The organism is Yoonia sp. 67-2 (assembly GCF_035117555.1).
Classification (GTDB): Bacteria; Pseudomonadota; Alphaproteobacteria; order Rhodobacterales; family Rhodobacteraceae; genus Yoonia.
In genome coordinates, this window is record NZ_JAYKPK010000010.1 from 53,981 (window position 1) to 72,581 (window position 18,601).

Genomic DNA, 18,601 nt, shown 5'->3' on the forward strand with positions numbered 1-18,601 from the left:
GGCGATCAGATCGCCAAACCCTCTAATTGTTGTTCCAAGCGGTCGATATCCGCCTTCGCCTGCGCGGAGTGTGGCACGATTTCGATGATCATGCGCTGAAGGTCAAGGGCCGCCGACGGGCGGTCCATTTCCTCCATGATCGCGGCCAGCCCGCGCATCGCCTCGAAATGCCGTGGGTTGCGCGCCAGCACTTCCTCAAGATCGGCCATGGCGGGGCCGACCTCATCAAGCAGATAATAGGCCGTCGCGCGCTGAAAATACCCTTCGGCAAACTCCGGCGCATGATCGACAAGGGCAGAAAAATGATCCAGCGCCGCATCCGCTGCGCCCGCTTCCAGCGCGTCAAAGCCACGGCGCAGCAGCAGATCAATCGCGGGCGATCCGCTTTTGCCCCATGCGTCAATGATCTGATTTTCGATGCCCGGCGAACTCTGTTCATCAGCCTGTGACAATTCTGCGAAAAGCTGATCAAGCCTTTCGGTCTGTGCGACGACAGGCGCGGAAAAGCCGGTCAGCAGCACAATTGCCGTAACGATACATTTGAAGCGAAAGTCGTGAGCCATCATATTGGTAATGTAGCGCATCACGCGCCAGACACCAGAGCCTGCCTGCCGCAGCTGATCACGAAAGGATTAGATCAATGAGCGAAGTCGTGAATGAAGCCGTCACCCAGTTGAACGCCAAGATGGGCGGCGCGGGTTTCGACGGTGTCGCCAAATTTGTGATCGAAGAAGAAGGTGCGATCATCATCGATCACAACGGCGCCCGCGCCAGCGATGACGAGGCCGATGTGACCCTGACCGCCACAGCCGATGTGTTCAAGGCGATCCTTGACGGCGAGCAGAACCCGACCACCGCCTTTATGACCGGCAAACTGGCCGTCGATGGCGATATGGGTCTGGCGATGAAATTGTCCGGCGTCCTGTCCTGATGACCCAAACCGCCCCGTTTTACGACGACATCGCAGATGGCCCGGCAAACGGGGCGGCGCATTGGATAACGACCAGCGACAACAGGCGGATCCGTGTCGGCCTCTGGCCCGCGGAACAGGCCAAAGGCACCGTGCTGATCTTTCCCGGTCGCACGGAATTTATCGAAAAATACGGGATGACCGCGCGCGCGCTGACTGCCGCTGGCTACACCACTCTGGCGATTGACTGGCGCGGGCAAGGCCTGTCCGACCGGCTGATCGATGATCCCGCCTTGGGCCATGTCGGGGATTTTGCCGACTATCAACTGGATGTGCAGGCCGTGCTGGATCATGCGCAGGCCGCCAACCTGCCCCGCCCCTATTTCATGATCGCCCATTCGATGGGTGGCTGCATCGGGCTGCGGTCGCTGACCACAGGTCTTGATATCAACGCCGTGATGTTTTCCGCCCCGATGTGGGGCATCGGCATGTCGCGCGCGGTGCATTCTTTCGCCTGGGGCCTGTCCGGTCTCAGCCAATCGCTGAAATTCGATGAAAAGATCGTGCCGGGCCAGATGCCTGCCAGCTATCTTCTGCATCAGCCCTTCGCAGGCAATGCACTGACCAATGATGCCGAAATCTATGCGGCTCTGCGCCAGCAGGTCAGCGCCCATCCCGAGCTTGGGCTCGGCGGGCCATCCCTGCGCTGGCTGCGGCAATCCTTGCAGGAAATGCGAGCCCTGTCCCGCCTGCCCGCACCCAAAGCCCCCTGCATCACCTTTCTGGGCAGCAAGGAAGCTATTGTAGATCCCGCCGCGATCCGCAGCCGCATGGCCAGATGGCCGAATGGCGTGTTGCACGAGATCAAAGGCGGCAAACATGAAATGCTGATGGACACAGCCGAGATGCGCGGCATGGTCATGGCCAAGACCTTGGCGCATTTCAACGCGCATCGCTGACCCCAAGCGCCCTGTCTTCTTTTTTCTAAAAATACTCCCGCCGGAGGCGCGCCGAAGGCGCTCCCTATTGGCAGGACCATTTCAGCCCCTATCTGACATGAATGGCTGATGTCCTCACCTTCACCGATCACGGGATCTATTGCCCCGCAGGCGATTTCTATATCGATCCTTGGCGACCGGTGCCGCGTGCCCTGATCACCCATGCCCATAGCGATCACGCGCGCTGGGGGATGGAAAGCTATCTCGCCACCCCCGGCACGGCGGCTGTGATGCGCCACCGCCTGGGCGATATCAATGTGCAGACCATCGCTTATGGGGCCGAGCAACAGATCGGCGATGCGACCGTGTCCTTCCACCCCGCAGGCCATGTGCCCGGATCGGCGCAGATCAAGGTCGCGGTGAAAGGCCAGGTCTGGGTCGCCTCGGGCGATTATAAAACCGTCGATGACGGGCTGTCGGAACCTTTCGCACCGGTCAAATGCCACGCTTTCATCAGCGAAAGCACCTTTGGCCTGCCGATTTTCAACTGGACGCCACAGGGTATCCTGCGCGACCAGATCAACCGCTGGTGGGCGGATTGCGCCGCCAACGGGCAGACCGCGATCCTTGGTGCCTATGCTCTGGGCAAGGCGCAACGGCTGTTGCGTCTGGTGGACCCCGATATCGGCCCGATCCTGACCCATGGCGCAGTGGAAAACACCAATGAGGTGTTGCGCGCCATCGGCATCGCCCTGCCCGACACGATCCGCGTCGATGCCAGCGTGACCGCCAAAACCCATCCCGGCGCTTTGGTGCTGGCGACACCCAGCGCGCTTGGCACGACTTGGGCGAAACGCTTCGGCCCTGCCTCGACCGCCTTTGCCAGCGGCTGGATGGCCCTGCGCGGCGTGCGGCGCAGGCGGGCAGCGGATCGGGGGTTTATCGTCTCTGACCATGCCGATTGGGCCGGGCTGAATGCAGCGATCAAGGCGACAGGGGCCGAGAAAATCTTTGTCACCCATGGCTATACATCGGCCTTTCAGCACTGGCTGCGTGATCAAGGCTATGACGCGCATATCGTCAGCACCGATTATCAGGGTGAGGGCTTTGACAGCACCGAGGATGCGGCATGAAAGCCTTTGCCGCCCTATTCGCCGGGCTCGACGAAAGCACGAAAACCAGCGTCAAAGTCGCGGCCCTGGCCGATTATTTCCGCAACGCCCCTGATGATGACAAACTCTGGACCGCCGCCCTGTTCACCGGGCGCAGGCCGAAACGGGTGATCACCGCCACCAAATTGCGGCTTTGGGCGGCGGAACGCGCTGGCCTGCCCGATTGGCTGTTCGAGGAAAGCTACAGTATCGCAGGCGATCTGGCCGAAACCATTGCGCTGGTCCTGCCGCCGCCCAGCCAGACCAGCGACCAAAGCCTGACGCATTGGATCATGCGTTTGCGTGAATTGGGGACGCAGGATGAAGACGCCCGCAAGGCCGGTATCCTCGCCGCTTGGGACAGCCTGCCCCATGCCGAACGGTTCCTGTTCACGAAACTCCTGACAGGTGGTTTCCGCATCGGGATCAGCGCCAAACTGATGACCCGCGCCTTGGCGCTGGCGACGGGTCAGTCGGAACCGGAACTTACCCATAAGCTGATGGGCAACTGGACGCCGGACAATGTATCTTGGGACAGTCTGATCGTGGCCGATGACCCGACCAGCGACGAATCGCGCCCCTATCCGTTTTATCTGGCCTATCAACTCGAAGACCTCACAGCCCTTGGCCCGCCCGGAGATTGGAGCGCAGAGCATAAATGGGATGGCATCCGTGGCCAGTTTATCCTGCGCGGCGGCACCCATTACCTATGGTCGCGCGGCGAAGACCTGATGACTGACCGATTCCCAGAACTTGCGCAATTGTGCGATTTTCTGCCCGATGGCACCGTGATCGATGGCGAAGTGCTGGCCTTTGCAAATGCCGCACCTTTGCCCTTTTCTGCTCTCCAAAAGCGGATCGGCCGCAAAACCGTGCCGCGCAAATTGCTGGCCGAAGCCCCTGTGGTGCTGATGGCCTATGACCTGCTGGAACATCAGGGGCAGGACATCCGCGACCTGCCCTTTGCCGACCGCCGCCAGCATCTGGCAGAGGTAGCACGGGGGTCCAACGGTACCTTACGGCTGTCGCCACAACTGACCTTCGCCAATTGGGACGACCTGACCGCCATCCGCGCCACATCGCGCGATATCGGTGCCGAAGGGTTGATGCTGAAGCGCCACGACAGCCCCTATCTGTCAGGCCGCAAAAAAGGCGATTGGTGGAAATGGAAGGTCGATCCGCTGACCATCGACGCGGTGATGATCTATGCGCAATCCGGCAGCGGGCGACGCGCGAATCTGTTCACCGATTACACCTTTGCTGTCCGCGATGGTGACTCTTTGGTGCCTTTCACCAAAGCCTATTCCGGACTGACCGATGCCGAATTCCGCGAAATCACCGCTTGGGTGCGTAAGAACACCTTGCAAAAATTTGGCCCCGTGCGGCAGGTCCCGCCCGTGCATGTGTTCGAGATCGCCTTTGAAGGCATCAACCAAAGCCCGCGCCATAAATCCGGCGTCGCCCTGCGCTTTCCCCGGATGCTGCGCTGGCGGCAGGACAAACCCGTGGCCGAGGCCAATACCCTGGCTGATCTGCAAGAAATGCTGCGGCTTTACGGCTGACAGGGTTTCATGCGGGCGCAGGGCGGCTTAGATTGCATGTGAAATCAGAGAGAAAGACGCGCCATGAAAACCCCCTGCTATGATCACACGTCCACTGGCAAAGCCGATTTCGGTAACCTGCCCGAATGGGACCTGACGGATCTTTATCCGTCCGAGGACAGTGCCGAAATCAAGCGCGATCTGGCGTGGCTTGAAAAAGAATGCAGCGCCTTCGCGCAGGATTACGAAGGCAAGCTGGCGGATCTCGATGCCGCTGGCCTGCTGGGTGCCGTGCAGCGCTATGAACAGATCGACGTCATCGCCGGGCGGATCATGTCCTTTGCCGGGCTGCGCTATTACCAGATGACCACCGACAGCCACCGCGCGAAATTCATGGCTGATTGTCAGGACAAGATCACCAATTTTACGACACCTTTGGTGTTTTACGGGCTGGAATTCAACCGGCTGGAGGATGCGCATCTGTCCGGCCTGCTCGCCGCCAATGCCGATCTGGCGCGTTACAAACCCGTCTTTGACCGGATGCGCGCGATGAAGCCGCATCAGCTGTCTGATGAGCTGGAAAAATTCCTGCATGATGCATCGACCGTGGGTGCTGCCGCATGGAACAGGCTCTTTGACGAAACCATGGCGGGGTTGGAGTTTTACGTCGATGGCGATCTGCTGAACCTTGAAAGCACGCTGAACCTGCTCACCGATCAGGACCGCGACAAGCGCGAGGCGGCGACCCATGCGCTCGCCGATGTGTTCCGCGACACGATCAAGATTTTCGCCCGCGTGCATAACACGCTGACCAAGGAAAAAGAGATCGAGGATCGCTGGCGCAAAATGCCCACCCCGCAAACCGCGCGGCATCTGGCCAACCATGTCGAACCCGAAGTGGTCGAAGCCCTGCGCGATGCTGTCGTCAAAGCCTATCCTCGCCTGTCGCACCGCTATTACGCGCTGAAGGCGAAATGGCTGGGGCTGGAACGGATGCAGGTCTGGGACCGCAATGCGCCTTTGCCGATGGACCAGACGCGCGTCGTGGGCTGGGACGAGGCGCGCGAGACAGTCCTGACCGCCTATGCCGGGTTCGATCCGCACATGGCGGAAATTGCGGGGCGGTTTTTCGACAAAGGCTGGATCGATGCTGCGACCAAACCGGGCAAGGCACCCGGCGCTTTCGCGCATCCGACAGTCACCCCGGTGCATCCCTATGTGATGCTCAACTACCTTGGCAAACCGCGCGATGTGATGACATTGGCGCATGAACTGGGCCATGGCGTGCATCAGGTGCTGGCCGCGGAACAGGGCGAATTGCTGTCATCTACGCCGCTGACGCTGGCCGAAACAGCCTCCGTCTTCGGCGAAATGCTGACCTTCCGGCAATTGCTCGACAATGCCAAGACAAAGCAGGACCGCAAGGTGCTGCTGGCCGGCAAAGTCGAGGATATGATCAATACGGTCGTGCGCCAGATCGCGTTTTATGATTTTGAATGCAAACTCCATGCCGCGCGGGCCGAGGGTGAGCTGACGCCCGATGATATCAACGCGCTCTGGATGTCGGTGCAGGCCGAAAGCCTTGGGCCTATTTTCGATTTCGCCGATGGCTATGAAACCTTCTGGGCCTATATCCCGCACTTCGTGCATTCGCCGTTTTATGTCTATGCCTATGCTTTTGGCGATGGTCTGGTGAATGCGCTTTACGCGGTGTTTGAAGAAGGCGATGCCGATTTCCGCGACAAATATTTCGCTATGCTGCGCGCGGGCGGGTCCAAGCACCACAAGGAGCTTTTGGCGCCTTTCGGGTTGGATGCATCCGACCCGGCCTTCTGGGACAAGGGTCTCGCACTGATCGAAAGCATGATCGACGAATTGGAAGCCATGGAAGAATGACGAACGTCACCATCGCGCCGATGACACCCGCAACGCAAAACGCGTTGCGGGAGATCAGTGTGACACCAGAGCAGGTCAATTTCTCGGGCCAACCGACCGAAGTGATCGATCTGGATGAACCGCTGATCGATATTCATGTGATCCATTATGGCGATCAGGTCGCGGGGATGTTCCGCATTGATCGCGGGTTTCACCTGCATCATCGGTTTGCGGCCAGCACGACCTATGGGTTGCGCACTTTTCTGGTGGATCATCGCCTGCAAGGCCGCGGCATTGCGCGGGAATGTTGCGGTCAGTTACACCGTTATCTGTCCGCACGTTATCCTGCGGCAGAGGCGATCATGCTGACCGTCAATCTGCTGAACCCCGGCGCGCGCAAAGTCTATTTGGCGGGCGGTTTCATCGATACCGGCGCGCAATATATGGATGGCGGTTTTGGGCCGCAGCATATTCTGAAGCTGCCGCTTTAGAGACCTGCGCCGGGGGCAGCCAAAGGACGCCTCCGGCGGGGGAGTATTTGCAGAAATAAGAAGACGCCAGAGGCGCGAGGGGCTAGCTTTCTGCCCCTTTCGCAAAGACCATATCCATCATGATCTGCGTGCCGCGTGAGGATTCGAGCGGACAGGGATAATCAGCCTCGCCCCGGATCGCCTTGCCGAAGTTTTCGACCTGCAGAATATAGTGATTCACCCCCGGCCAGCGTTCAATCGTGATCGGCCCACCGGTATCGAGCGTCAGCTGCGCCAGATCAAAGACATTGGCGTTGAACGGGCAGGTCAGTGTCAGCACGCCTTTGTCACCGTGAAAGGTGATCTGCTGGCGCGGCTGCATCCGCATCGACACGACGGCGGAATAGGTGAAACCGGCAAATTGCGCGGCGATCTGCGCGAAAACATCGACATCATTTTCCAGCCGCAGATTGGCGAAAGGCACTGCCTCGGGCTCCTGCCCCGTCACAAATCGCGCGGCCCCCATGACATAGACGCCGATATCGCGCAAAGCACCGCCTGCGGTTTCGGGGCGGTTGCGGATATTGCTGGCATCGCCGCCATTGTTGAAGCTGAAAACCGCATCCACATGCATCAGCTTGCCGATCGCCCCGCCCTGCACCAAGTCGCGGGCGCGGATGAATTGCGGGTGATGCACGATCATGAAAGCCTCGGCCGCGAGCAGGCCGGATTTATCGCGTGCCTTGATCAGCTTGTCATAATCAGCGACATCCAGACCCATTGGTTTTTCACACAGCACCGGTTTGCCTGCGGCAAGCGCCTTGAGCGACCATTCCACATGCAGATGATTAGGCAGCGGGATATAGATCGCATCAATCGCGGGATCGGCCAGCAGGGCATCATAGCTGTCATGCACTTTGATCCCCGGCGCAAACTCCGCAAAGCCTTCGGCCTTTTCCGGGCTGGACGTGGCCAGCGCGTAAAGCTCCGCCCCTTTCGCGGCATGAATAGCCGGAGCCATATGGCGGCGCGCAAAATCTGCCGCGCCCAGAATACCCCAACGGATCGGTGTCATTGTCTCTCTCCCATAATTTTGGGAATGTTAGCGCTATCTGCACTGCAAAGCCACGCCTCTTTCCCATCGTCAGAGCAAAAAATATCCCCGCCGGAGGCTCCGACGGGGATAAATTGCACTGCGATCAGTGGAAAAACTCAGGCGGTTTCCAGCATGCCCTTTTCGCGCGCCAATTCCTGCATCCGCTCCTGCAGCTTCTCGAACGCGCGCACTTCAATCTGCCGGATCCGTTCACGGCTGACGTTATATTGCGCGCTCAGCTCTTCCAGCGTGATGGTTTCATCGGCCAGACGGCGCTGGACCAGAATGTCACGCTCGCGGTCGTTCAGCACGCTCATCGCCTCAGCCAGAAGTGCGCGGCGGGCGTCAAGCTCGTCATGCTCTTCATAATCGGCGGCGGTATTGGCGCTGTCGTCTTCCAGCCAATCCTGCCATTGCATCGACCCTTCGCCATCCGACCCGATCTGTGCATTCAGTGACGCATCACCCCCCGACATGCGGCGGTTCATCGAGATGACTTCATCCTCAGTCACGCCCAGATCAGTGGCGATCTGTTTGACGTTTTCGGGGCGCAGATCGCCCTCTTCCAAAGCGCCGATGCGGTTTTTCGCCTTGCGCAGGTTGAAGAACAGTTTCTTCTGCGCCGATGTCGTGCCCATTTTGACCAGCGACCATGACCGCAGGATATATTCCTGGATCGAGGCGCGGATCCACCACATTGCATAGGTCGCCAGCCGGAAGCCTTTTTCAGGATCAAAGCGTTTGACCGCCTGCATCAGGCCGACATTGGCCTCTGAAATCACTTCCGCCTGCGGCAGGCCGTAGCCGCGGTAACCCATGGCGATCTTGGCCGCCAGTCGCAGGTGTGATGTCACCATTTTATGCGCGGCTTCGGTGTCCTCATGGTCCACCCAGCGTTTGGCCAGCATATATTCTTCTTCCGGTTCCAGCATCGGGAACTTGCGGATTTCCTGCATATAGCGGTTCAGCCCGCCTTCTGGCGATGGGGCTGGTAAATTCTTATAGTCGCTCACTGCTGTTGCCCTCCGTTATGTATAAAGGCTTAACATGGATATGGGCGTCGTGCCGCATCTGTCAAGTCATATGGCCTTCAGTGGTAAACACAGATTGAACCATTCGGTTCAGTTTGACGAGTGAACTTTTGGTGCGTTCACGCACATGCGATCCGCAGCCTCAGATTGTAACACCCAGAGCGGTTAATAAATGACGCATATCGGCGGGCAAAGGTGCCTCAAATTCCAGAAAATCGCCGGTGACGGGATGTTCAAAGCCCAAAGACGCCGCATGCAACGCCTGCCGGGGGAATTCCGCCACGGCGGTCACACCCGCCTCGCCGATTGCCTTGGGTGACATCTTGCGCCGCCCGCCATAGGTCGGATCGCCGATCAACGCATGACCGCAATGCGCCAGATGCACCCGGATCTGATGCGTGCGTCCGGTTTCCAACCAGCATTCGATGAAAGCCGCGACAGGTGGCGTGCCGAGCGGTGCCAAAATCCGCGCCCGTGTCACGGCATGGCGGCCTGCGGTAAAAGTCACCGCCTGCCGCTGCCTGTCGGTGCGGTGGCGGCCCAGCAGGGTCTGGATTTTCAGGATATTGCCGGGCTCGAACGATGTGCCTTTGATGCCATGCAGGCGCGGGTCATTGGCATCCGGCACACCGTAGCAAACGGCGACATAGCGGCGCGCCACTGTATGGGCGGCAAATTGATCAGCCAGATGATGATGGGCGCGGTCGGATTTGGCGACAACCAGCAGGCCGGATGTGTCTTTGTCGATCCGATGCACAATGCCGGGGCGTTTCAGCCCGCCGACACCGGACAGGCTGTCCCCGCAATGATGGATCAGCGCATTGACCAAGGTCCCGCCCGGCGTGCCGGGTGCGGGATGCACGACCATGCCCGCAGGTTTGTTGATCACGACCAGATCGTCATCTTCATAGACAATTTCCAGTGCGATATCTTCGGCACCGATATGGCTCTCGACAGCGACCTCGACAGTCACCTCTACCTCTGCCCCTTCGGCAATCCGAAAGCGCGGGTCGGTGATGACAGCGCCATCCACCATCACTGCGCCATCCGCGATCAGCCGCGCCAGACGTGAACGGCTCAGCGCCGCATCCTCTGGCACATCGCGCCCAAGCGCCTTGTCCAGCCGGGGGGGCGGGTTTGCACCGATGGTAAAGGTAATTTGGGTCGGCCCCATCTGCGTCTCCGTCAACATCTGCGGCCTGAAAAGGGGGTGGTACCACCTGCTGGTCTCGAACCAGCGACCTCTTGATCCACAATCAAGCGCTCTAACCAACTGAGCTAAGGCGGCACTGTCGGGGGATTTAGCCGCATGGGTGGATGATTGCAAGGCCTTGGCGGGGCTTTTCCGCAGATGCCCTTGCCAAGCGATTGCTGCAAGCTGTAGGCAGGATCAGATCAGCAAGGAAGAACATCATGGGTATCAACAACGAACGCGATATCGAAGCCAATATGCAGATCGGCCCGACCGAACTGGGCATGGTCCGTATTTTTGTCGAAGCCGGCAGCACCGAAATCCCGATGGATTTCGAACCCGAAGAAGCCGAAGAAATCGCCGATGAGATCCGCGCCGCTGCCATGGCCGCGCGCGCCGTCAAAAAGCGGTAACAAAGCCCGGATCGCGCGCAATCTGCGCGCGGATCGCGGCATGGCGCGCGAATTTCTGGGTGATCGCCTTGCGCCGGGCCGGTGGCAGGCGGCTTTCAGGACCATGGCGGATGATTTCGGCATCATAGCCATCGGCGAGGATAAACCCGGTTTCATCGGGCAGCAATTCGGTCGGGAAATTACTGTCCACCGCCCAGAAAAACTGATCGCACCAATCCAGATAATGCTGCCATTTGTGATCAGTCATGAAATCGGCGCGGCTGGATTTGCATTCCACGATCCAGATCTGGCCCTTTGGCCCCAAAGCCATAACATCGACGCGCAGCCCGCGCGCGGGCACCAATTCGACCACCGACACAAAATCATGGCCGCGCAGATGGCGGCAGATTCCACGCGCCAATAAATGGCCGGGTTGCAGAGGTATGTCTGGCAATTGCATGACGTGACCATGAACAAAAGATGAACAAATTGCAATCCCTGCGACGGGGCCACTTGTCCTTTGCCCTGCACGCGCCTATCTCAAATGGTGACGGGACTTCTGCGCTGCTCGTATACCATCGGTACAAATCCAGTGGCCTTAAGCAACTCCGAGGGAGCTGGCTCTGTTCTGACCCTGGTCAGTCTATCTGGTGCCCACCTGTAAAAACAGGTCCTCGGGATTAGCTACCGCTACGGCAGAGGTGGTGCCCGTCACTTGCATGAGCGCGTCACCTCCGGCGCGACTGCGCCGGCACGCGGATCGGGATCATACGCCCGCCGCGATAATCGTCGTTATCGTCATCCTGTGCATCCAGCATGATAGAGACGGCGAATTGCACCGCGCCGAAAATCGTGCCGTGAAAAAACCACAGCAAAAGCACCGCAAGCCAGCCGATGTCAGAATTCATCACCAAGCTGCCCAGCTGCGCGATATCGTAAAACAGCAACATCGCGACAAAGACCGCCGCCGCCAGAAAACCGACAGCGCAATGGCGCAGGTAAAGCTGCATCAGGTTCGGTTCATTATTCTGTGTCATTCTGGCACCCCCACCAAACAAACCTATGCCGCCTGCGCCGGAATACAATGCGCAAAACGCCGCGCATTTTGCTGATCATCTTCCGAGCCGTTGAAATCGCGCGATGCGCGCATTCAACTACATACCCCGCCGGAGGCATAAAATTATCAGAACGCCTCTGGCCGCGCCTCGCGTGCCATATGATCCAGAACGGCGTTCACGAATTTTGGTTCCTTGCCGTCATGCGAAAACGCCTCTGCGACGGCGACAAATTCGCTGATCACAACCTTGGGTGGCGTGTCCTTATCCAAAAGCTCTGCCCCGGCAGCCCGAAACAGCGCCCGCCATGTCGAATCGATCCGCGCAATCGGCCATTTCGCAACAAGCGCGCGGTCGGTCATCTGGTCGATCGGGGCCTGCAGATCGACAGCGCGATCCATCAGGCGGCGGAATGTATCGACATCGCCTTCGGCCATCTCCACATCGTCGATGATCTCGCCAAAGCGATGATCTTCGAATTCACGCGTGATGGCATCGACGGTCTGGCCCGTCGCCTCCATCTGGAACAAAGCCTGCACGGCAAAGAAACGCGCCGCGGATTTCATCTTGCGCCGCTGGTTGTTGGAAATTGTCATGCTGTCGTATCACTTGCCATCAGGATATCGCGGGTAAAGCCCATGCCTTTTTCCGCCCGGCCCCATTTGCGCGACAAGGCCACCAGATGCAAGGCCGCAGCCGCAGCCCCGCCACCTTTATTCATCTGCGCCGGATCAGCGCGGACCGCCGCCTGCCCGTGGTTTTCCACAGTCAGGATGCCGTTGCCGATGCACAGCCCCTGCAAGCCCAGAAGCTGCAACGCGCGGCTGCTGTCATTGCAGACCGTGTCATAATGCGTCGTCTCACCCCGGATCACGCAGCCAAGGGCGACATAGCCGTCAAAATCGCTCATCCTTGCCGCGATGCCGATTGCTGTGGGAATTTCCAGCGCGCCGGGGACATGGACGATTTCATGCGTCGCCCCGGCCTTTTCAATCTCGGCCAAGGCACCGGCGATCTGGTGATCGCTGATATCCTTGTAATAAGGCGAGGCCACGATCAGAATTTTGACAGGTTTATCAAATTCCGGCAGTGGCAGGATATGGTGCGAGGGTCCGGCCATCAGCCAATCTCCGATATTTTGCGGGTGCCGACGATTTCAAGGCCGTAAGCATCAAGGCCCACGACTTTGGGCTTGGGTGAATTGGTCAGCAAGGTGATTTCATGCAGGCCCAGCGCCGACAGAATCTGCGCGCCCAAGCCATACTGGCGCAGGGTCTGCGGGCTCGCCTCTTCAGATGCATGCAGCGTCATATGCAGATCGCGCAGCAGGACCAGCGCGCCGCGCCCTTCCTCGGCAATCAAATTCATCGCATCGCCGAATTCATTGCGCCGCCCTTTGGGGCCGACACCGACGACATCCAGCATCGGGTCCAGCGCATGCATCCGCACCAGCACAGGCTCTGGTGTGGTGATATCGCCTTTGACCAAGGCGATATGTTCGGCACCTTGGGTTTCATCAACGAAAATATGCATCTCCCACTCACCACCGAATTCAGAGGTGATTGTTGTCGCGCTGCGTTCCACCACCAGATTGTCATGGCGGCGCCGATAGGCGATCAGATCGCTGATCGTGCCGATCTTCAGCCCGTGCAATTGCGCGAAGGCAATCAGATCGGGCAGACGGGCCATTTCGCCGTCTTCCTTCATGATCTCACAGATCACACCGGACGGGTTCAGCCCGGCAAGGCGGCTGATATCGACGGCTGCCTCAGTATGACCTGCGCGGACCAGCACGCCGCCCTCCCGTGCGCGCAGTGGAAAGACATGGCCGGGTGTCGCGATATCGGCAGCACCTTTGGCAGCATCAATCGCGACCGAGACAGTGCGCGCCCGGTCGGCAGCGGAAATGCCGGTGCTGACACCTTCACGCGCCTCGATGCTGACGGTAAAGGCGGTCTCATGGCGCGATGAATTATTCGACGCCATCAAAGGCAGGCCCAAAGCGTCAATCCGGCTGCCGGGCAGCGACAAGCAGATCAATCCGCGCCCATGTTTGGCCATGAAATTGATCGCATCGGGTGTGGCCATCTGCGCGGGGATCACCAGATCGCCCTCATTCTCGCGGTCTTCGTGATCGACGAGTATGAACATCCGCCCGTTGCGGGCATCATCGATGATATCTTCGATCTTGCTGATCGCATCGGACCAATCGCGTTCCACCGGACCCGGCGTTTCAAAAGTAGATGACATCAGCGACCCCGCAGTTTGCTTGACTGGCAGATAGCCCAGCCTCTCCGGTTTGAAAAGGGCTGCATCCGGTCAGGTCGATCCCGATCTGCGTTAAGAAAAGAACGCCTCGGCGCTGACATAGCCCGCAAGCCGGGCGGCTGCGACCCATTCGCGTTCGAAATCGGTATCCCCGACCAGCACGAAACGGTCACCGGGCTGCCTTAGGTTCGAAGTGATCTCCTGCAATTCTGCGCGCATGGCGGACCAACTGTCGGTAAAGCGTGGCGCGGCAAAGGCCCGGTCAATCGACGGCTGTGCAGCCAGATGCGTCGGCGTCACCGGCCTGTGCGCCAGCGCATGTCGCGCGGTTTTTACCAAGCCGTCCAGCCGCGCCTTGCGCTCTGCCGGCATGTCCTGCACGTCACGTAGCACCCGCAAGGCATTGTTGGAAAACAAGAACCCGATCAGATCATGGCCGTTGCTGGCCCTGATCCCGGCATAGGTCTTGTAGGGCAGACCCAGTTCCGCCGCGCGTTTGACCCGCAGGCGCACGACTTCAATCGGCAAGACAGGCAGCAGATCGCGCCGCGCTTTCGTCCATGCATGGACGCGCCAGCTGTGGCCCGGCTCTGGCGACCGCCCAGAATTATGCCCGATGCCCGCCATCACTCATACTCGCGCAGCCGCGCGACATAGCGGGCCATCGTATCGATCTCGATATTGATCAGATCGCCAACGGCCACCGCGCCCCACGTCGTCGCGGTCTTGGTATGGGGGATGAAATTGATTCCGAAATCACGCCCCGATACCTCATTGACGGTCAGTGACGTGCCATCCAGCGCGACCGACCCTTTGGGTGCAATGAACCGCGCCAATGCCTCCGGCGCGCGGAAGGTCACGCGCGTGCTGTCGCCTTCGTCGCGCATCGCGACCACTTCGGCAACGCCATCGACATGGCCGGACACGATATGTCCACCAAGCTCATCACCGACCTTCAACGCACGTTCAAGGTTCATGCGCTTGCCAACGTCCCAGCCGCCGACATTGGTCGCGCCCACGGTTTCTGCCGAAATCTGCACGTCAAACCAGTTCTGCGGCTCGCGGCCCAGCGCGATCACAGTCAGGCAAACCCCGTTGCAGGCGATAGAGGCACCAATATCAATCCCCGCCACATCATAGCCGGTGCCGATCCGCGCACGCAGATCGCCGCGCTGTTCCAGCTCCAGCACATGGCCGATATCAGTGATAATTCCTGTGAACATGGGTTTTCCTTTCAACACAATGTTGACCTAACCCCTTGCCATTCACCAGACAAGCGTCTGCGTGCTGGTCTGCCTCATTCCGGCCAAAATCAGAGTGTAGAAGCTTTTCAGTGTAGTGGTTTATCAATGTTTGTTTGTTAGTAGGTGTTATGAGTAACCAGCGCCGCTTTTTGTTCCTGCAGGGGCCACATGGCCCGTTTTTCCACCAGCTGGCTGGCATGTTACGCCACGCGGGTTGTGATGTCTGGCGCGTCGGATTCAACGCAGGCGATGCGGCCTTCTGGTGGTTTGACCGGGGATATTTGCCATTTCGAGACGGGCCTGCAGATTGGCCCGCAGCTTTGGCGAATATTCTGCAGGACAAGCAAATCACCGATCTGGTGCTTTATGGCGACACCCGCCCGATTCATGCAGAGGCGATCCGCCAGGCCCGCGCTGCCGGTCTGCGGATTCATGTCTTCGAAGAAGGCTATCTGCGCCCCTATTGGGTGACCTACGAACGCGGCGGCAGCAACGGCAATTCCCAATTGATGGATTTATCCGTGCCGCTGATGCAGGATTGCCTGACACAGCCCGGCGATGATCTGCCGACCCCGCCCGCCCATTGGGGCGATATGCGGCAACATATTTTCTACGGCGCACTTTACCATTGGTTTGTGATGTTCATGAACTGGCGCTATCCACAATTCCAGCCGCATCGCGCGCTGCCCATCCTGCGCGAGGCACAGCTATATTCCTTGCGGCTGCTGATGTTGCCATTTCACGCGCTCAGCCGGGCCTATGCCACTGCGCGGATCAGGATGCGGGGGCATCCCTATCATCTTGCGCTGTTGCAGCTTGAACATGATTCGAGCTTTCAGTCCCATTCTCCGTTCAAAGACATGCGCGATTTTATCGAGGTGGTGACTGCCGGTTTCGGGCGTGGCGCGCAGCCCGGCGATCATCTGGTGTTCAAGGCGCATCCGCTGGAAAACGGTCGGCACAAGCTGCGCCACGTCATCCGGCAGATCGCCAAGGAACACGGCCTGTCGGACCGGGTGCATTATGTGCGTGGTGGCAAACTCGCGCGCCTGCTGGACGGTGCGCGCAGTGCCGTGACGGTGAATTCAACAGCGGGACAGCAGGTTTTATGGCGCGGTATTCCGCTGCGGATTTTCGGCACATCGGTCTACAGCAAACCCGAATTCGTCTCAAACCAGCCGCTGTCTGCTTTCTTCGCCGATCCGCGCAAACCCGATGCGGCAGCCTATCGCGATTACCGGCAGTTCCTGCTGGAAACCAGTCAGGTGCCGGGCGGCTATTATTCCGCCAAAGGGCGGCGTCAGCTCAAACGCCAATTGGTCGCGCTGATGCTGGCAGAAGCCGATCCCTATTCCGCACGGCTCGCGATGACCGAAACGGTGCCTTTGCGCATGGTCAGCTAGGGTGCTGGCCACAATCCGGCCGCTGGCATAATCTCTCCGCATGACCAACGCTGCGCGCAGAAATCTTTATGTCTATTCGGGCGGTTTTCTGACCCAGCCGCGGATCCGGCGCATCCTGAGCCTTGCGGGCTATGACATCCGGCTGGGCGCACCCGGCCCTGCCGATCTGATCGGCGTCTGGGGGCAAAGCCGCACCGCCCCGAGGGGCGAGGCTGTGGCCCGCCACAAAGGCGCGGGCCTTGTGCGGATCGAAGATGCTTTCCTGCGCTCGGTCCGTCCGGGCCGCGCGGGCGATCTGCCCATCGGGCTGAACATCGATACGCGCGGTGTGCATTTTGACCCCGCCACACCCTCTGATCTGGAAATGATCCTGGCAAACCATCCGCTGGATGACATGGTGCTGTTGAACCGGGCCAAATCCGGGATTGCGATGATGCAATCGTGGCATCTGTCGAAATACACCGGCTTTGATCCCGATGCAGAGGTCCCTGCGCCCGGCTATGTGCTGGTCATCGATCAGACCCGCAAAGATGCGTCCATCACGGCCAGCGGCGCCGACAGTCACACCTTCCGCGAAATGCTGTCTTGCGCGCAGACCGAACACCCGGGCCAGCGCATCGTGATCAAGACTCATCCCGAAACAGCCTCGGGCGACAAACAGGGCTATTTCAGCGCAGCCGATTGCACGGATCGGATCAGCCTTTGCGACGACCCCCTCTCGCCTTGGGCGCTCATGTCGGGGGCCGTGGCGGTCTATACGGTGACATCGCAACTGGGGTTCGAGGCGATTCTGGCACGCCACAAACCTGTCGTCTTTGGTCAGCCCTTCTATGCCGGCTGGGGGCTGACCGACGATCGCAAGCCTCTGCCACGCCGCCAGCGCCGCCTGACGCGGGCGCAATTATGCGCCGCTGCGATGATCCTCTATCCGACATATTATGACCCCTATCACGACCGGCTGTGCAGCTTTGAAGAGGCCGCAGCCAGCCTTGCCGCCCTGACCCGTGCCTGGCGCGACGATCATCGCGGCTGGGTCGCGGCCGACATGCGGCTGTGGAAACGCGCACCATTGCAACAGATCTTTGGCCAGCAGAAACGCGTGATCTTTGCGCAAGGGCCGCAAGCCGCCGCCAAAGCGACAGCGACGGGCCGTCGGGTGATGCGCTGGGCCAGCAAAGGCGGCGATGACGCGGTACTGGTCGAGGATGGTTTTTTGCGCTCGCGCGGACTGGGCGCTGATCTTGTTGCGCCGCTCAGCCTCGTGCTGGATGATCTGGGGATCTATTACGACGCCACCCGTCCCAGCCGGTTGGAGGCGCTGATCAACCAGTCGGACAAGCTCGATCCAGCCGCGCGCGACCGCGCACAGGCCTTGTCAGAGCGGATCAAAGCTGCGGGATTATCGAAATACAATCTGCGTGGCGCAGATCTGCCGACCCTGCCCAAAGGACGGCGCATTCTGGTGCCCGGTCAGGTCGAAGACGATGCCTCGATCCGGCTGGGCGCGGGCGATATCCGCAGCAATGCGGGGTTGTTGGCCGCGGTACGGGCGGCCAACCCTGCCGCCGTGATCATCTATAAACCCCACCCCGATGTGTGCGCGGGCCTGCGCCCCGGCCATGTCCCGAACGCGGGCGATTGGGCCGATCTGGTGCTGGACAATGCCGATCCTATCGCCGCAATCAAGGCCTGCGATGCGGTCTGGACCATGACATCGCTCTTGGGATTTGAGGCGCTGCTCCACGACCGCCCTGTCACCTGTCTCGGTACGCCCTTCTATGCCGGTTGGGGTCTGACCGACGACCGCGCGATGCCTGTGGCGCGCCGACAAGCCAATGTTGATCTGATCGCACTCGTCCATGCGACCCTGATCGCTTATCCGCGCTATTTCGACCCCATGACCCGCCTGCCCTGCCCGGTCGAGGTGGTGGTGGACCGGCTGGAGAATGGCGATATCCCGCCCGCGCCGAAATTCAACCGCGCGCTGGCCAAGCTCCAGGGGCTGTTCGCAAGTGCCGCGCCGCTTTGGCGTTGA

General features: G+C 59.7%; 20 protein-coding genes and 1 tRNA gene. 9 read left to right on the plus strand and 12 right to left on the minus strand.

The features are described 5' to 3' along the window. Window positions 1-5: 5 nt before the first annotated feature. Window positions 6-563, minus strand: coding sequence for a hypothetical protein (locus tag VOY09_RS15195; protein WP_322895125.1), 558 nt, complete (start codon window positions 561-563; stop codon window positions 6-8). 77 nt (window positions 564-640) lie between these two features. Here VOY09_RS15195 and VOY09_RS15200 point away from each other — a divergent pair, with 77 nt between their 5' ends. From VOY09_RS15200 to VOY09_RS15225, 6 genes are all read left to right on the plus strand, one after another. Further along, window positions 641-931, plus strand: a complete 291-nt coding sequence (locus tag VOY09_RS15200; RefSeq protein ID WP_322895126.1) for an SCP2 sterol-binding domain-containing protein — start codon at window positions 641-643, stop codon at window positions 929-931. Next, a complete protein-coding gene (locus VOY09_RS15205; protein ID WP_322895127.1) occupies window positions 931-1,869 on the plus strand; it encodes an alpha/beta hydrolase in 939 nt (312 codons plus the stop codon). Before VOY09_RS15200 ends, VOY09_RS15205 begins: the two co-directional genes overlap by 1 nt. Before the next feature lie 101 nt (window positions 1,870-1,970). Continuing rightward, on the plus strand, window positions 1,971-2,981 hold the full coding sequence (locus VOY09_RS15210) for a ligase-associated DNA damage response exonuclease (protein WP_322895128.1): 1,011 nt from the start codon (window positions 1,971-1,973) through the stop codon (window positions 2,979-2,981). Next, window positions 2,978-4,561, plus strand: coding sequence for an ATP-dependent DNA ligase (locus VOY09_RS15215; protein WP_322895129.1), 1,584 nt, complete (start codon window positions 2,978-2,980; stop codon window positions 4,559-4,561). Before VOY09_RS15210 ends, VOY09_RS15215 begins: the two co-directional genes overlap by 4 nt. A 63-nt stretch (window positions 4,562-4,624) precedes the next feature. Continuing rightward, window positions 4,625-6,436, plus strand: coding sequence for a M3 family oligoendopeptidase (locus tag VOY09_RS15220; protein WP_322895130.1), 1,812 nt, complete (start codon window positions 4,625-4,627; stop codon window positions 6,434-6,436). Further along, the gene (locus VOY09_RS15225; RefSeq protein ID WP_322895131.1) at window positions 6,433-6,906 is read left to right on the plus strand and encodes a GNAT family N-acetyltransferase; all 474 of its coding nucleotides are present in this window, start codon (window positions 6,433-6,435) and stop codon (window positions 6,904-6,906) included. The genes VOY09_RS15220 and VOY09_RS15225 overlap by 4 nt, the downstream gene beginning before the upstream one ends. A gap of 82 nt (window positions 6,907-6,988) precedes the next feature. Here VOY09_RS15225 and VOY09_RS15230 read toward each other — a convergent pair whose 3' ends face one another. The 4 genes from VOY09_RS15230 to VOY09_RS15245 all read right to left on the minus strand — a co-directional run bounded on the left by VOY09_RS15230 (window position 6,989) and on the right by VOY09_RS15245 (window position 10,300). Beyond that, entirely contained in the window at window positions 6,989-7,960 is a 972-nt protein-coding gene (locus VOY09_RS15230) for a Gfo/Idh/MocA family oxidoreductase (protein ID WP_322895132.1), read from the minus strand. A 137-nt stretch (window positions 7,961-8,097) separates the two neighbouring features. Further along, complete coding sequence (gene rpoH / locus VOY09_RS15235) at window positions 8,098-8,994, minus strand: RNA polymerase sigma factor RpoH (RefSeq protein ID WP_322895133.1); 897 nt, start codon at window positions 8,992-8,994, stop codon at window positions 8,098-8,100. Between the two features lie 160 nt (window positions 8,995-9,154). Next, entirely contained in the window at window positions 9,155-10,186 is a 1,032-nt protein-coding gene (locus VOY09_RS15240) for an RluA family pseudouridine synthase (RefSeq protein ID WP_322895134.1), read from the minus strand. A 37-nt stretch (window positions 10,187-10,223) separates the two neighbouring features. Then, a tRNA-His gene (locus VOY09_RS15245) sits at window positions 10,224-10,300 on the minus strand. Between the two features lie 125 nt (window positions 10,301-10,425). On the opposite strand from VOY09_RS15245, the gene VOY09_RS15250 reads away from it, so the two are divergent. Further along, a complete protein-coding gene (locus VOY09_RS15250; protein ID WP_322895135.1) occupies window positions 10,426-10,617 on the plus strand; it encodes a DUF6324 family protein in 192 nt (63 codons plus the stop codon). On the opposite strand, the gene VOY09_RS15255 is transcribed toward VOY09_RS15250, so the two are convergent. The 7 genes from VOY09_RS15255 to VOY09_RS15285 all read right to left on the minus strand — a co-directional run bounded on the left by VOY09_RS15255 (window position 10,604) and on the right by VOY09_RS15285 (window position 15,142). Next, a complete protein-coding gene (locus tag VOY09_RS15255; RefSeq protein ID WP_322895136.1) occupies window positions 10,604-11,056 on the minus strand; it encodes an MmcB family DNA repair protein in 453 nt (150 codons plus the stop codon). The two genes, VOY09_RS15250 and VOY09_RS15255, sit on opposite strands and share 14 nt — an antisense overlap. 268 nt (window positions 11,057-11,324) lie before the next feature. Then, the gene (locus tag VOY09_RS15260; protein ID WP_322895137.1) at window positions 11,325-11,633 is read right to left on the minus strand and encodes a hypothetical protein; all 309 of its coding nucleotides are present in this window, start codon (window positions 11,631-11,633) and stop codon (window positions 11,325-11,327) included. A 146-nt stretch (window positions 11,634-11,779) separates the two neighbouring features. Beyond that, window positions 11,780-12,247, minus strand: a complete 468-nt coding sequence (gene nusB, locus VOY09_RS15265; RefSeq protein ID WP_322895138.1) for a transcription antitermination factor NusB — start codon at window positions 12,245-12,247, stop codon at window positions 11,780-11,782. Beyond that, window positions 12,244-12,771 carry a 6,7-dimethyl-8-ribityllumazine synthase gene (locus VOY09_RS15270; RefSeq protein ID WP_322895139.1) on the minus strand — a complete coding sequence of 176 codons (528 nt, stop codon included), beginning with the start codon at window positions 12,769-12,771 and terminating at the stop codon, window positions 12,244-12,246. Before VOY09_RS15270 ends, nusB begins: the two co-directional genes overlap by 4 nt. Then, window positions 12,771-13,901, minus strand: a complete 1,131-nt coding sequence (gene ribB, locus VOY09_RS15275) for a 3,4-dihydroxy-2-butanone-4-phosphate synthase (protein ID WP_322895140.1) — start codon at window positions 13,899-13,901, stop codon at window positions 12,771-12,773. The genes VOY09_RS15270 and ribB overlap by 1 nt, the downstream gene beginning before the upstream one ends. Before the next feature lie 90 nt (window positions 13,902-13,991). After that, window positions 13,992-14,546: a hypothetical protein gene (locus VOY09_RS15280; protein ID WP_322895141.1), complete on the minus strand. Its 555-nt coding sequence runs from the start codon at window positions 14,544-14,546 to the stop codon at window positions 13,992-13,994. Next, window positions 14,546-15,142, minus strand: coding sequence for a riboflavin synthase (locus tag VOY09_RS15285; RefSeq protein ID WP_322895142.1), 597 nt, complete (start codon window positions 15,140-15,142; stop codon window positions 14,546-14,548). Before VOY09_RS15285 ends, VOY09_RS15280 begins: the two co-directional genes overlap by 1 nt. Window positions 15,143-15,291: 149 nt before the next feature. Here VOY09_RS15285 and VOY09_RS15290 point away from each other — a divergent pair, with 149 nt between their 5' ends. Both VOY09_RS15290 and VOY09_RS15295 read left to right on the plus strand, forming a co-directional pair. Next, complete coding sequence (locus VOY09_RS15290; RefSeq protein WP_322895143.1) at window positions 15,292-16,566, plus strand: capsular biosynthesis protein; 1,275 nt, start codon at window positions 15,292-15,294, stop codon at window positions 16,564-16,566. 40 nt (window positions 16,567-16,606) lie between these two features. Next, window positions 16,607-18,601: a capsular polysaccharide biosynthesis protein gene (locus VOY09_RS15295; RefSeq protein ID WP_322895144.1), complete on the plus strand. Its 1,995-nt coding sequence runs from the start codon at window positions 16,607-16,609 to the stop codon at window positions 18,599-18,601.

What these genes read in the sequence shown, in the direction of transcription:
- VOY09_RS15225 (WP_322895131.1), top strand. Translation starts at nt 6,433, where the DNA reads ATGACGAACGTCACCATCGCGCCGATGACACCCGCAACGCAAAACGCG.
- VOY09_RS15280 (WP_322895141.1), bottom strand. Translation starts at nt 14,546, where the DNA reads ATGGCGGGCATCGGGCATAATTCTGGGCGGTCGCCAGAGCCGGGCCAC.
- VOY09_RS15250 (WP_322895135.1), top strand. Translation starts at nt 10,426, where the DNA reads ATGGGTATCAACAACGAACGCGATATCGAAGCCAATATGCAGATCGGC.
- VOY09_RS15215 (WP_322895129.1), top strand. Translation starts at nt 2,978, where the DNA reads ATGAAAGCCTTTGCCGCCCTATTCGCCGGGCTCGACGAAAGCACGAAA.
- VOY09_RS15295 (WP_322895144.1), top strand. Translation starts at nt 16,607, where the DNA reads ATGACCAACGCTGCGCGCAGAAATCTTTATGTCTATTCGGGCGGTTTT.
- VOY09_RS15285 (WP_322895142.1), bottom strand. Translation starts at nt 15,142, where the DNA reads ATGTTCACAGGAATTATCACTGATATCGGCCATGTGCTGGAGCTGGAA.
- VOY09_RS15200 (WP_322895126.1), top strand. Translation starts at nt 641, where the DNA reads ATGAGCGAAGTCGTGAATGAAGCCGTCACCCAGTTGAACGCCAAGATG.
- VOY09_RS15210 (WP_322895128.1), top strand. Translation starts at nt 1,971, where the DNA reads ATGGCTGATGTCCTCACCTTCACCGATCACGGGATCTATTGCCCCGCA.
- VOY09_RS15290 (WP_322895143.1), top strand. Translation starts at nt 15,292, where the DNA reads ATGAGTAACCAGCGCCGCTTTTTGTTCCTGCAGGGGCCACATGGCCCG.
- ribB (WP_322895140.1), bottom strand. Translation starts at nt 13,901, where the DNA reads ATGTCATCTACTTTTGAAACGCCGGGTCCGGTGGAACGCGATTGGTCC.
- nusB (WP_322895138.1), bottom strand. Translation starts at nt 12,247, where the DNA reads ATGACAATTTCCAACAACCAGCGGCGCAAGATGAAATCCGCGGCGCGT.
- VOY09_RS15195 (WP_322895125.1), bottom strand. Translation starts at nt 563, where the DNA reads ATGGCTCACGACTTTCGCTTCAAATGTATCGTTACGGCAATTGTGCTG.
- VOY09_RS15270 (WP_322895139.1), bottom strand. Translation starts at nt 12,771, where the DNA reads ATGGCCGGACCCTCGCACCATATCCTGCCACTGCCGGAATTTGATAAA.
- VOY09_RS15240 (WP_322895134.1), bottom strand. Translation starts at nt 10,186, where the DNA reads ATGGGGCCGACCCAAATTACCTTTACCATCGGTGCAAACCCGCCCCCC.
- VOY09_RS15220 (WP_322895130.1), top strand. Translation starts at nt 4,625, where the DNA reads ATGAAAACCCCCTGCTATGATCACACGTCCACTGGCAAAGCCGATTTC.
- VOY09_RS15230 (WP_322895132.1), bottom strand. Translation starts at nt 7,960, where the DNA reads ATGACACCGATCCGTTGGGGTATTCTGGGCGCGGCAGATTTTGCGCGC.
- VOY09_RS15260 (WP_322895137.1), bottom strand. Translation starts at nt 11,633, where the DNA reads ATGACACAGAATAATGAACCGAACCTGATGCAGCTTTACCTGCGCCAT.
- VOY09_RS15205 (WP_322895127.1), top strand. Translation starts at nt 931, where the DNA reads ATGACCCAAACCGCCCCGTTTTACGACGACATCGCAGATGGCCCGGCA.
- VOY09_RS15255 (WP_322895136.1), bottom strand. Translation starts at nt 11,056, where the DNA reads ATGCAATTGCCAGACATACCTCTGCAACCCGGCCATTTATTGGCGCGT.